Raw genomic sequence first — 13212 nt, forward strand, 5'->3', positions numbered from 1 at the left:
GGAATTATCACTTTTGATTTTGAAAAGGTCCTTATAACATTTATACTAGGGTGAAAAAATTATAAACCTAGCATCTGAACAAAAATTGAACAGAATGCTTCTTCCTAAATTTTTACTATGTAGGGCGTAGCCACATCGTCATCAATCTAAGAGTACCAAGAGGGTATATGTGAGTATGTTTTTTGAAATTTCTATGACTACAAAAAAGGTGTACATAACAAATAAATTAATCAAATGGCTACTTAAATAAAGAAGTCGATCATTATGCTATTGTTCTTATAAATCTAAATAATAAGTGTTTTTTCTGAATATTTATGGTAATATTTTGATGTAAATTGTATTTTATTGAAAATACTAGTAATTTTTGGATATATTTAACTTTTTGCAAATTTACTTATAAATCCATAAATGTATGAATTAAAATGTTTGGTTTTTATATGAAGCTTTATAATCTTATCTAGTTAAAAGGAGAATATAATGAATCATTCTATGGATATACAATATTTGTGTGATATTTTATATAAAACATTTCAAGTATCTATTCAATTTTTATCTACAGATGAAAAAATCTTATATAAATCTACTTCTAATGATATTTGCAGTCCTTTTTATTCTTCTAAGGAAGAACAACTTAGTGAAATTTTTCAGGAAAATGATCTCTATGATTTTCCGCTTATGAGAGGGAACAGTTATCTAGAAAATTTCGTTTTTATTCACATAGTAGATCATGAATATATAAAAGGAACCTTTGTTATTGGACCCTCTACATATCCCAAGGTATCAGAAGATATGGCCATTAGACTTATGAATGAATTTGGGAGAAATGTTAGAATACAAGATGGAATTGAATACTATCATTCCATACCTGTGATAAAAAAAATAACTTTAATTGATATAGGAATTTTATTACATTACATAATTTTTAAAGAAAAGTTAGATGTAGGTGCTGTTTGGAGAGAAAATAAATTATTGGAGAAAACCTCCTATGAAATTGCGAATCCTGATTTATATATTTCAGCCCGGCGTCAAAATAATTCTGATCATTACGATATATCATTGGAACGGAAAATTTTCACAAGCATTAAAGAAGGGGACAAAGAAAAATTAATAAAATATGCATATGCATTTCCGCAAGAAGATGCTGTAATTTCATCAAAAAGAAATCAACTAAGAAATCAAAAAAATAATGGAATAATGGCCATTACTTTAGCTACTCGTTATGCAATAGAGGGGAATCTCCCGCCAGAAATTGCTTTTTCGCTTAGTTCTCTCTATATGGAGACCATTGAACAACTAGATAACATGTATTCGGTCAATAGATTAATTGAGGACGCTTTATGTGCTTTTGCTGATCGTGTTAAAGAATATAGTATTCAAAGATATTCGAATACAATTACTACATGTTTAAATCATATTAGAAAAAACATTTACCATGAAATATCTCTCAATAATCTCGCTACGCTACTTGACATTAATCCTACTTATTTATCTAAATTGTTTAAAAAAGAAGTAGGAATTCCTTTAAGTGAATATATTCAAAGGGAACGAGTAGAAGAAGCAAAAAAACTATTAACATTAACTACATATCCATTATCAGATATTTGTGCTTGGCTTAACTTTTATGATCAAAGTTATTTCACAAGAGTTTTCAAAAAAATATGTAACATGACTCCTAGACAATATCGTGAAAAGCATACCGTGATATAGGCTTGATATCTTAACAGCTAGGTGAGATATGTGTAATACTTGATCACATATATATAATGCATCAACTCAATTTACCTCGCTATTTATAAGAAATAATACTCTTACCTCAAAAATTTTCTCTGTTTATCCCGCTATTTTAGGGCAGTAAGACCCCCACCTCAAAATTCAGCAAAAGCAAAGAAGATAGGTGGGGGATCCTGCCCGTAAAAGCCCGATTGGTCGGGCTAATAATCAGTGAGGATGAAGAAAACCCCCACTGATTAAAGTTTCACTTTATTTGAAAATATGTAGAATCCATTTCCTTATAATTCTGCTCACTACATGAACATAATCAGGAAATGGATTTTAATACTTTAAGATTTCCACCTTTACTTTCAGTATGTAATAGTGCAGAAAGAATAGTAAAAAATCCATTTGAATTAATATAGGAATAGAATGCGATAGCTAAGAAACTTTTGCTTTTCCATGTTTACCTTTTTAGCGTGGATTAAATGAATGTTCGAAATAAAAAAGAATCCCGTATTCTTTATGGAATTCTTTTTTAGCTGCCTATTAAAGAATAATCATTCCGTATTTTCATTTTTTACCAATACATGTTATATTTGGTAGCGTAAAATATTTTGTGTAAATATACTTGTCTTGTGAATAGGGAAAATACAAGAGGTTTTTAAGTTTGCGACTAAACAAATTAAGAGAGGAGTACCCCCTTAATGAATGAAGGCGCATTTATATAAGCAACTAGAGAAAAGTATCACAATTCTTAAAAGAAAGAGTAGATTTGCCAATTTCTTTCGCGTTAGTAGGAAGACGTAGCGAATAGTCGAAATGATTGCTACCAACGAACAATCGATACAAAATATGGGGAAATATAAGCTTTATCTGTTCCTTGTGATCAAAACGGGGCCTTTCAAACGCAATCATTCGCTCCATATCATCGTAGAAATGGATGGCTAGTATTCGTATGTATCAAAGTGAAATGAGTATATATAGAACGCATTTTAGAACGCCATTATTCTCCTGCAACTGTAAGTAACATTATAATTCTGTAAACAACAAGATTGAAGTCACCTTGTATTTTAATAAAAATCTTTTTAGTAGGTGTAATATGATGAAAAGATATGAGGAGTTTGACTCTCTAAGAGGATTAGCAGCACTTCTTGTAATAATCGGGCATCATATGATGCTATTGCCTGCGTATGAAAATTATCAGTATGAGTTAAACAGTCCCTTCATAATTTATTTATTCAAGGAAACTCCTTTACGTCTTTTTTTTAGTAGCGGCAACGAATCTGTTATTCTCTTTTTTGTATTGAGTGGTTTTGTTTTGTATTTATCTATTAATAATGAGAAATTTCATTATGATACATACATAATAAAACGGATTTGCCGAATTTATATACCATATTTAGTAGCAATCAGCATTTCTATTATTGCTAAAATGCTTTTTAGTCGTAATGATATGCCATTTATTAGTGATTGGTTTAGTAAATCATGGACCACTGCAGATACACCAGCTTTATTATTACAACATCTTGTTTTTATCGGTGAGTATAACACAGACGCATATAACAATGTTATATGGTCTCTTGTTCATGAAATGAGAATTTCGATTATATTTCCATTTCTGACTTTCTTTTTTATACGCAAAAGGCTCAAATATTCCTTATTATGGTTTATTGTTCTAAGTTTTTCTTCGACTATGGGTTTGTATTTGTTTAATCCTAGTGGAAGCATAACTAGTAGTTTTTTAAGTTTTCACTACATCACTCTTTTTTTTATGGGAGCTCTATTAGCGAAGTATCGTTATTTTATTTTCCATTATGTTTTAAATATGAATAAAATAATGAAAATTGCATTACTGCTAATTGCAATTATTTGTTTTATGTACGAAGGAATAATTGGCGAAGTGGATTTTTTGAACAATTATGTATTGAGAAACTACGTTGTCTCATTTGGGGTTTGTATGGTAATGATTATGAGTATCTCTTCATGGACATTTAGTGCGTTATTAAGAAGAAAAGTATTTGTTTTTCTTGGAAAGATTTCTTATAGTCTTTATTTATATCATCTTGTTTCTTTATTCTCAGTTATGTATTTATTTTATGATAAACTACCTACCATATTAATAGTGTTTCTTTCCTTTTCTCTTTCTTTTTTACTATCTTCATTGGGGTATCTATTTATTGAAAAACCCTGCATAAACCTTGGACGGTATTTAACTAGGAGATGGAGAAATATATTCTGGAAGGAAATGAAAATAAGGGATCGTATTTCATAGGAGTTTATATAGTAAGAGAGCAAAGTTGAATCTTCTCGAACATGTAAAGAAAAAACGAGGATGTTAGATATAACAGAATCGGATATTTTCAAATTCATCTTATAGAAAAACATTCGTAAAAGCCGCTTCATTATACGATAGAGGACTGGGGGAAAACGAGCTGGGCATTTGTGGAAGGCATTTTCCCTTAAAAGGATTGACAGCAACCTATATAAAGAAACATTCAGAATGTGACATTCGAGAGAGACAGGATGTAAACGTTGTTGTACCTATGTGCAAGGCTTGTGATGTATGGTTCGAAGAAGGATATATTACTGTGAATTCGTTAGGATATGTAGATTGCATAGAGGATATGAACTCTGAAAAAATTGTAAAACAGATTTACTAAATGAACTTACGAAAATAAACGGTAGAAAGTGTTTTTATTGGAATCAGGAAAATAAGAAATATTTTGAATGGCACTATCATTATCATAGAATGACAACTTAAAAATTCAGAACTTTGGTGAGGGGAAAATCTAGTTGTTTGATCCAGAATCTTTTCAAACGATTCGATATACAAAACAAAAGTAAATGAGAGGGAATTTGGGACGGGGTTGTCATGAACCTAGTCCTTTCTTCATATGGAGGGATAAGTCTGAAACCTTTCTGATTACGGAATCGTCTTTTGTATAGGTGATAATTATTTGGTGATTCTGATTATTTATCCATAGGCGCATAAGCGTCGTTATCCCTATATCTATCATATTTATATAGTTCTCATAGACCACTGTGATGGAGTGAATTTTTGTTTTGAGGTAACTTATTTTCTTAGTTTGATAGGCATGGAGTGCTCCCCCTATAAATACAGATTAAAAGTATTGTTGCTGTGGATATCCTGAATAAAAGGTATGCTTTGATTAATATTTTTTAATTTATAAGATAAAAAAGATAGATGCAGTAGAATGTTCTACCACTATCTATCCTTTTTATCGTATGAATTATTGTGCTTTAAATTCGATTACTTGCTCTTGATTGATTGTTTTACCATCTAAAAGACCTTTTGCTGTTATGTAAATAATTGTTTTCTTAGAGTCTTCCAGCTGACCAATTGCATACTTTACATTGAAGTTATCATTGCTTAGTCGCCACTGTTCACCATTCCATCTACCAGTTATTTTTTGACCATCAGCAGCTTCGATTTTATCATCGTAATTTAGTGTACCAAACTCTGTTTTTAATGTATTGCTAGCAAAATCAATTTGAACTTTGTTTAATAATTTGATTGGAGAACTCGTTTGAATCTCATATACATTGTCACTGATCTTTTTGAAATGAATTTTTCCTTCTTGTCCTTTAACAAGTTTCATATATTGATCAGATGATAAGAAGAATTCATATTCTTCTTGTGTAATTCCCATGTTTTCATGGTAAGGTAATCTTTCTCCAGGTTGTACTGTTTTTAAATATTCTATGTACCAATCATAATTTTTCTGAATACTCGCTTGCGTTTTTTTCGTAATTTCCTCAAACTTTTGTTTTTTATCTTCTTGCATTTGTACTGTCATAATATCAGCAGGTGTTTCTGATTTTACTAATAATGGTGTGATGAAATCTTTTGTACTCTGATTGGTAGGTGATAAAACTTCTTCAGTTTTTTTCGGATTGGTATCCTGTTTATCCTCATTTTTTGTAGATTTAGTTGTTTCTTCTGCCGCAGTCTTTTTTGTATCGACTGGTTTACTTTCAGTAGAATTATTACATCCAGCCAATAAAAAGAAAGTTGTAAGTGTCCCTAGTATGATTTTTTTCATTAAAAATTCCCCCATATTTTTTTCATAAAAACAAACAATACCATAATTATACATTGGAAATATTACCATAACAATTCGCTATTATTGAAAGTACTTTAAGTTCTTCAATTTCTAGTTATTAGTATTGATTATTTGCAGCTTATTACAGGTGATTCGACCAATAGAGGAAACGTGTTTCAAGAAATGGGTGAGGTTTCCCGTAAACTGCTAGCACGTGATTTAAACGTGTGCGTCGTAGTGCTGTCGTAATTGTCCCGCGGGGTAGAGTCGCGTCAAGATAAGCGTCTGCTTTGGTCTGATCTAAGGGAGAAAGGGCAGATTGAGCAGAATGCGGGTGTGATTATGTATCGGGATGATTATTATGATAAGGAGACGGAGCATAAAGATATAACAGAAATTCAGATAGCAAAGCATCGGAACGGATCTGTTGGAGGGATGAAGCTAAGGTTTTTGAAGGAGTTTGGGAATTTTGTGGAGGGGTTAAAAACAGACTAGTTCAAACTGATAAAATTCTTGCACTAGAACCACAAAAAAGAGCAGTGCTAATGCTCTTTTTTATTAATTGTCCAAGTGAATACTAAAAAAGCACTATTTAGTAGATAGATTACTGTCTACTTATGCTGCCTTCCTATTACAATACCGCTCACCATATATAAAACGGAAGCAATATAAAAAATGGTACCAATCGTTAAAAAGTCGACTAGATACCCTGTTGCAATGACAGCTACTGCACCGCCAACTGAAGTCCATACGTGGTATTTTCCTATTTCATAGCCCGCTTCTTTGCTTTCTACTTTTCGTGCAAGTGATGTTTTTTCGGTGTTTCGTTGCACGGCACCTAAGCAACCCATAATAATTTGCAGAATGTAAACATGCCAAACTTCTGTAGCAATGGGAAAAAAGAGCATTAATACCGCCATAGACCAAGCATATACAATTAATAGTTTTTTATCTCCAAATTTGTCAGAGATCTTTCCTATTAGTGGATAGACTAAAGCGGAAGTTAACGCAAATAAGCCATATGCCCAGCCAAATTGAGAGAAACTATCTCCAACATTTCGAAGCAGCAGTATGTAAAATGGGAATACCATACTACCGGCCATCATAATTATGCTTTGCGAAGTTACAAATCTTCTATATGTCATTCACTGTACTCCTTATAAAATAGATTTACAAATCGTTCTTGCGGATCACTCTCTTTCTTTTTTTGAAAGAATTCCTCTATACGTGGATATGCCTTCTTAAGTTGCTGCTTTGTTGGATAAGAATAATAGGGTAAATAATAACTGCCATTGTGCTTTAAAGTAACATCTATCATCTTCCCTAACACTGCTTTCGTTTTCTTTATTTCACCCTCAGAACGTCCTTGATTAATAAGGAGTACAAGTGCAAACATATCATCCTTTGCATAGGATAAAACCGCATTCTCATTTTTTTCTACATAACGGATAGTAATATTAAGAAGGTTCAACTCTTCTTTGTTTAATACATTTCGCAAATCATCTATATACGCTGTAAAGTGATCGATAGGTACGAAATATTCTTGTAAAACCTCTGTTCGATTTGGATTTTCGTATTCCATAAAAGTACTATCTGATCGCATCACATTATTTCGAGTTTCATATGTTCCATTTATGCGTTCAATGTAGTTCCTTTGCATATCCCAAAACGTATTCTTTCCCCAGTCACTATACCTTGATAATCCAAGGAATAATTTCGGTGCAGCAATAATATTTTCTTCCTTTAGTTTGCTGTATTCTTCCCGTTTATTTTGGTTCTCTGCTAAAACATAATCTGTTACATACATTTCTTTTAAAAATGAGGTTGGAGCTACGGAAATACGCGCTAGGTGCATTCGAACATTCTCGTCCTTTTTTACCTTCTCTTTAAAATATGCTGTATACTCCTTATAATCTAGCGTTCTCGTCTGCATTTCATATAGTTCGTCTTCCGTTAACTTAAGCGTCACATCTAAGATCACACCGAATAACCCGTAACCTCCAATAACATAAGGAAACAAATCAGCATTTTCTTCTCTGCTTACATTCTTAACCGTACCATCTGCCATTAACAATCGAAATGATTCTACTGTATCAATGAGTGCTTCATGACGAATATCACGTCCATGTACATTTACACTTAACGAACCACCAACTGTAAAAATATTTTGAGACTGCATCACTTGAACAGCAAGACCATATGGATTTACTTTCTTTTGAATATCATCCCATGTCACGCCGCTTTGCACGCGAATTCTCTTCTTCTCTGGATCAAACTCTAATATTTTGTTATAACCTTTCATATCTAGCACTGTACCATTTGGATAATAGGTCTGTCCGCCTTGGCTATGCTGCATGCCCGCAATTGAAATCTTCTCACCTGAAGCATTTGCATCTTTAACTAGCTTCTTTAAGGTCTGCTCATTCTCCACATTTTCAACCCGTTTAATCTTTGTAGGAAGCAATCTGCCCACATCACTCATAACAGGGTTGGATATTTGTTTTGTATATGTATATACAGATGACATGCATAACAAGCCATATGCAGTAATACCTATTATTATTGTTCGTTTTTTCAACATGCACTCTCCTTTTTTCGTGATAGTATAAAGAATTCAATGTATATTCGAGATTTATATTATATCTTTTTCTGAAGCCAAGGAACATTATGTAAATAAAAAAGCACGTTATCGGAAGAAAAGTTTCTTCTGTGACAACGTGCTCGTTCACATGTATAGAGCTCGATAGGAATACCTCCTGAGAGCCATCAGCAGGGGAGGAGTGCCCTCCTTACTGATGGTAATTTTACGTTATTGCACGCTACTCTCTAAAATCGAGAATTTTTTCTTTTCACAATCAATCTCTGCCATTGCACCATAAGGTAAAATAAACTTAGGTTCGGTATGACCAAAATTTAAGTTATAAAGAATCGGTAAATCTTCTAAACTATATTCTTTCATAACTGTTAGAATTTCATGTTTATATTCTTCATAATATTTCTCGTCTTTCGGTTTGCCGAAAATGATTCCATTCGTGTTTTGTAAAATGCCTTGCGCCGCATAATTTCGTAACCAATATCTTATATAAGTTGGATCTGGCTTGTCTTCAGATGTTTCAAAGAATAGAATGCTGTTCTCCCAATATTTTTTCTCAGGCCAAAGTTCTGTTCCTTTTGCGAATTCCAGTACTTCTATACAACCTCCAATTAAACGGCCTTGTACGATGCCGGATCCTTGAAGGAGTTCATATCCAGTATTCTGCTGCATTGTCCGCCGTTTATTTTTGTTCGATTCGATCCATTCTAAACGCTCACTTGTCCATTCTGTAGCGGGTTGAATGTTGCCAATCGTCTCATTTGAAAAAAGGATTCGATTTACCATTTCAATCGTATATGGATCCATTTCAACGTTTTCAGCAAAATCGGTTAAAATAGCTGGACCGTAAAAAGAAGAAATGCCTGCTTTATGACAAAATAAATGTGGAATGGTCACATCTGAATAGCCCATAAAAATTTTTGGATTCTCACGTATAACATCAAAATCAATATAAGGAAGCAGGCGAATACTATCTTCTCCGCCAATATTCGCAAAGATCCCTTTAATACTTTTATCTTGAAATGCCGTCATTAGATCTATCGCACGGGCTTGTGGATTCTCGTAAATATAATCAGAGCCTTTCAAACTATTTGGCATAGGTACAACCACAAGACCAAAAACTTCTTCTAACCTTTTTATCCCTTGCTCATAACGCCATCTCAGTTCCGGATCGCCTGCGCCTCCCCAAGAAGGACTAATTGTTGCGACGCGATCTCCCGGTTGTAATCTCTTTGGTTTTCTTAACACATTAACTCCCACCCTTAATCATTCGATTCACTATACGATTCACATAGTTGAAGAATATAGCATATGACCTTTTTCTACATGATCAAAAAATTCCCTGCTATTATACTAGAGGGGGGAGAATTCAATTGTTTGTCTTTTTTCTTATTTTTCACCTGGATTATGGAATGGAAAAATATTATGTAATTCAAGTAAAAGTCGTCCTGTACGTTCTACGTTCATTGGATTTCCACTTTGCGCTGTATATTCCTCTAGTCTCCAAGAGGGCAGATCTTCTCCTTCATTTGGTAAATCATAATCTCCGCCGCCTGCATCTGATAGACGATATAAAATTCCATTCATAGCGGACCTAGCTATCCAGTACGCAAACAATCCTATCTTTTCAGGCGAGATTCCTGCTTGCACCATTTCTTTTATAATCAAGTTGTTTGTATCAGGTGTTGCTTGTTCATTAGCACGTTGAATCGAGTTTTGAACCCAGCTTTCATTATTATATAAATACATATCCAATATTTCTTGGAATGGCCTTAAAAAACGAAAGCTGGCAAGAACAGCTTCTTTACCTTCTATCTCATCTTTAGCCCAATATTCCGGAGATTGTACGCCAAATTCTTTTAATATTTGGGTTACATTTTCTTTCGTTGGTTCTTTTTGAAAGTCTTCTAAAAGGGGGATTAAATCATCCTTCGTATCATCCATATGGATTCTCCTTTTCCTGTATTTTTTGGTAATACTTCATTCATTATAATAGTAAAAATTAAGATTCGGTTAAAACAGTAACAGTAATTCCTGTAAAAACTTTTGCAACTACTTGGCTGCAAAGGGAACGAGTTATTGTTAGCTTCGTGACAATAGGGTACTACTAAATAAGAAGAAACAGCTCGTTTACATACGAATGTTAGATTGGGATGTCGAAAACAACCTATGGAGGGACAACAATGACTAATCTTCGTAAAAAGATGATGGGACTAACATTAGCGGGAATAGTAGCACTAGGTTCATTAGGTGCAGGAAGCATGATGAACGATAACGAGGTAAAGGCTGAGGCGACACAAGTAGGGAAGCAACCAAAAAATGTCATTATGATGGTTATGGATGGGACAAGCTCTTCAGCCACAACATTGGCTCGATGGTATAAAGGTGCACCTCTTGCACTAGATCAAATCGTATCAGGAGGTGTTCGTACTTATTCGGCAGAATCAGCTATTACCGATTCAGCGCCAGCAGCAACAGCTTTAGCGACAGGAAATAAATCAAATTCAAGCTACGTGGGCGTATTACCTTCTGTTGTGAATTCACCTGGCTTAGAACAAATCAAAGAAGAAGACAAGTTTCGTCCAGTTGCCAACGTCTTAGAAGGAGCAGAACGTTCCGGCCGCGCAACAGGAATCATTGCTACATCGGAAATTCAGCATGCTACTCCGGCTGGTTTTTCTGCTCACCATGTTATTCGCAAAAATTTTGAGGTGATTGGTGAGCAGCAAGTGTATCAAAATATAGAAGTCGTGTTAGGCGGGGGAAAGGCAGTACTTCAGCCTGCGGCAAGCAGTGGAATCCGGCAAGACAACGAAGATTTAATAAAAGTGATTCAGGACAAAGGGTACGACTTTGTGGAAACAAAGGATGCCCTGTTAAACTCCAAATTCGATAAAATTTGGGGCTCGTTCTCAAATGCTGCACTTGCGTTCGATATGGATCGTGAAGCGACCAACCCTGAGCAGCCAACACTTTCCCAAATGACGAGAAAAGCAATTCAAACATTATCAAAAGATAAAGATGGTTTCTTCTTATTTGTAGAAGGCAGTAAGCCAGATTGGGCAGCACATGCCAATGATCCAATCGGGATGATTAGCGATGTATTGGCATTTGATGCTGCAGTTGCAGAAGCGTTACAGTTTGCGAAAAAAGATGGGAACACGATGGTCATTGCTTTAGCGGACCATGGTAACAGCGGTATTTCCATTGGTAATAAAAATACTACAAAAGGATATGATACCACACCGGTATCTGCCTACATTGCTCCACTGAAAAAGGCAAAAATGACACTTGAAGGTGCTACAAATAAACTAAAAGATGATTTATCTAATATAAAAGAGGTAGCTGCACTTTACGGTTTAGATAACCTAACTGATGATGAAAAAGAAAAGTTAAAAGCTGCACAAAAGAAAGCCGATGTAGGTCCAATCCTTACTAAATTATTGGCCAACCGTGCGAACATCGGTTTTACAACAGGTGGTCATACGGGTGAAGATGTATTCTTATACTCTTACGGCCCCGGGAGGCCATACGGTTTCGTCCAAAATACGGACATTGCGAAGACAATGGCCAAAGCAATGGGCTTTCACTTAGGAGAATTAACAAACAAATTATTCTTAGATGCTGAAACAGCCTTTAAACAAATTGGTGCAACTGTAACGATTGACAAAAAAGATGTAGCAAACCCGGTGCTTGTAGTAAAACACAATAAAGCGAAGGCTCAATTGTTTGTTAATAAAAATATGATCCGTATCGATGGAAAAGATTATGAATTAGGAAGCGTCGTTGTAGAAAGCAATGGAAAATTTTATGTACCTGAAAAAGCAATTCATCTATTCACAAAGCATTCTCGTTAAACTAAAAAAGAATCAAAAAGGCAGATATAAAGTGAAACTTTAATTAGTGGGGGGTTTCTCCATCACCCACTGATTATTAGTTGAACCAATCGGGCTTTTACGGACAGTTCATCCCCCACCTAACTTCTTCGCTTCCGCTGAATTTTGAGGTGGGAGTGTTACTGTCCGTTAATGCGGGATAAATCCAGTTGATTGGAAAACGAGAAAGGAAGAATTGCAAGAGAAATTGCCTTTTTCATTTCCTATTATTTTAGGATTAGATGCTTCAGGTATTGTAGTGAAAGTAGGTACAAATATAACAAAATATAAGCCTGGTGATGAAGTGTATACAAAACTAGCGAATGTTATCATTCACAGCTAAGTATTCTTCATACTGATTCACCCTATGAGTCCCCACTATCGAATGAATCAGTATGGCTTGCTGCATTGGAACTATCGCTGCTAGTTCCTGAATCATGATCGATATTTGAATTTTCACTGGCACTTTTCATAGCTGCAGCAAGAAAAGATGTTGTCATCACTGCATTCATCCAATCTGCTTCAGCATCTTTGGTAGTTATGTTTGAGTCTTTATGTCCTGTTGTATCTGTTATTGAAGAATGTTTTTTTAGTTCTTTTTCAACAGAACGACGATTATTCATTTGTTTTCCGAAAACCTTCATGAGTACTAATAAGATGAAACAGGCTATGGATATTATTAGGATAAACAAAATGAAGTATAAAAATAAATTCAATATCTCTGTCATATATATACCTTCCTTTCTTACGGGAGAGTTAATGCGTTAAATTTTTCCTGAAGTTTCGTATTTATCATAGGTACATTTCCTCTTTGAAATCCATTGTAAGGACTGAACTACATTATGTCCACATAACTATACTGGCTCCAATTACACATAGACCTACTATTGTAGTTTTATTTGTAAACATTTGGTATAATGTTATACTGGTATTATGATATTTTCATCTTCAGATTTGTACATAATAG

Annotated in this window: 10 protein-coding genes and 1 pseudogene; 5 read left to right on the forward strand and 6 right to left on the reverse strand. The window is 34.3% G+C overall.

The genetic code is table 11. The features are described from left to right. Positions 1-477 precede the first annotated feature (477 nt). Both C568_RS0123970 and C568_RS0123975 read left to right on the forward strand, forming a co-directional pair. Complete coding sequence (locus C568_RS0123970; RefSeq protein WP_018782953.1) at positions 478-1707, forward strand: helix-turn-helix domain-containing protein; 1230 nt, start codon at positions 478-480, stop codon at positions 1705-1707. A gap of 1105 nt (positions 1708-2812) precedes the next feature. Further along, the gene (locus tag C568_RS0123975) at positions 2813-3985 is read left to right on the forward strand and encodes an acyltransferase family protein (protein WP_081623641.1); all 1173 of its coding nucleotides are present in this window, start codon (positions 2813-2815) and stop codon (positions 3983-3985) included. Positions 3986-4964: 979 nt separating this feature from the next. Here C568_RS0123975 and C568_RS0123980 read toward each other — a convergent pair. Next, a complete protein-coding gene (locus C568_RS0123980; protein ID WP_018782955.1) occupies positions 4965-5777 on the reverse strand; it encodes a hypothetical protein in 813 nt (270 codons plus the stop codon). 111 nt (positions 5778-5888) lie between these two features. On the opposite strand from C568_RS0123980, the pseudogene C568_RS35715 reads away from it, so the two are divergent. After that, positions 5889-6272: pseudogene (locus C568_RS35715) on the forward strand (DnaB-like helicase C-terminal domain-containing protein); the annotation flags it as partial. 116 nt (positions 6273-6388) lie between these two features. Here C568_RS35715 and C568_RS0123990 read toward each other — a convergent pair. The 4 genes from C568_RS0123990 to C568_RS0124005 all read right to left on the reverse strand — a co-directional run bounded on the left by C568_RS0123990 (position 6389) and on the right by C568_RS0124005 (position 10314). Further along, the gene (locus tag C568_RS0123990) at positions 6389-6922 is read right to left on the reverse strand and encodes an MFS transporter (protein WP_018782957.1); all 534 of its coding nucleotides are present in this window, start codon (positions 6920-6922) and stop codon (positions 6389-6391) included. Further along, a complete protein-coding gene (locus C568_RS0123995) occupies positions 6919-8358 on the reverse strand; it encodes an FAD-binding oxidoreductase (RefSeq protein WP_391509577.1) in 1440 nt (479 codons plus the stop codon). The genes C568_RS0123990 and C568_RS0123995 overlap by 4 nt, the downstream gene beginning before the upstream one ends. 228 nt (positions 8359-8586) lie before the next feature. Beyond that, positions 8587-9618, reverse strand: coding sequence for a S66 family peptidase (locus C568_RS0124000; RefSeq protein WP_018782959.1), 1032 nt, complete (start codon positions 9616-9618; stop codon positions 8587-8589). A 141-nt stretch (positions 9619-9759) separates the two neighbouring features. Further along, complete coding sequence (locus C568_RS0124005; RefSeq protein ID WP_018782960.1) at positions 9760-10314, reverse strand: hypothetical protein; 555 nt, start codon at positions 10312-10314, stop codon at positions 9760-9762. 239 nt (positions 10315-10553) lie between these two features. On the opposite strand from C568_RS0124005, the gene C568_RS0124010 reads away from it, so the two are divergent. Continuing rightward, positions 10554-12227 (forward strand): alkaline phosphatase, encoded by a 1674-nt coding sequence (locus C568_RS0124010; protein WP_018782961.1) that lies wholly within the window; start codon positions 10554-10556, stop codon positions 12225-12227. Positions 12228-12405: 178 nt separating this feature from the next. Continuing rightward, positions 12406-12588 carry an alcohol dehydrogenase catalytic domain-containing protein gene (locus C568_RS0124015; RefSeq protein WP_081623642.1) on the forward strand — a complete coding sequence of 61 codons (183 nt, stop codon included), beginning with the start codon at positions 12406-12408 and terminating at the stop codon, positions 12586-12588. A 22-nt stretch (positions 12589-12610) separates the two neighbouring features. On the opposite strand, the gene C568_RS0124020 is transcribed toward C568_RS0124015, so the two are convergent. Further along, a complete protein-coding gene (locus C568_RS0124020) occupies positions 12611-12973 on the reverse strand; it encodes a hypothetical protein (protein ID WP_018782963.1) in 363 nt (120 codons plus the stop codon). Between the last annotated feature and the right edge of the window lie 239 nt (positions 12974-13212).

This window comes from Bacillus sp. 95MFCvi2.1 (assembly GCF_000374965.1).
GTDB lineage: Bacteria > Bacillota > Bacilli > Bacillales > Bacillaceae_G > Bacillus_A > Bacillus_A pseudomycoides.

What these genes read in the sequence shown, in the direction of transcription:
- C568_RS0123970 (WP_018782953.1), top strand. Translation starts at nt 478, where the DNA reads ATGAATCATTCTATGGATATACAATATTTGTGTGATATTTTATATAAA.
- C568_RS0123975 (WP_081623641.1), top strand. Translation starts at nt 2,813, where the DNA reads ATGATGAAAAGATATGAGGAGTTTGACTCTCTAAGAGGATTAGCAGCA.
- C568_RS0123980 (WP_018782955.1), bottom strand. Translation starts at nt 5,777, where the DNA reads ATGAAAAAAATCATACTAGGGACACTTACAACTTTCTTTTTATTGGCT.
- C568_RS0123990 (WP_018782957.1), bottom strand. Translation starts at nt 6,922, where the DNA reads ATGACATATAGAAGATTTGTAACTTCGCAAAGCATAATTATGATGGCC.
- C568_RS0123995 (WP_391509577.1), bottom strand. Translation starts at nt 8,358, where the DNA reads ATGTTGAAAAAACGAACAATAATAATAGGTATTACTGCATATGGCTTG.
- C568_RS0124005 (WP_018782960.1), bottom strand. Translation starts at nt 10,314, where the DNA reads ATGGATGATACGAAGGATGATTTAATCCCCCTTTTAGAAGACTTTCAA.
- C568_RS0124010 (WP_018782961.1), top strand. Translation starts at nt 10,554, where the DNA reads ATGACTAATCTTCGTAAAAAGATGATGGGACTAACATTAGCGGGAATA.
- C568_RS0124020 (WP_018782963.1), bottom strand. Translation starts at nt 12,973, where the DNA reads ATGACAGAGATATTGAATTTATTTTTATACTTCATTTTGTTTATCCTA.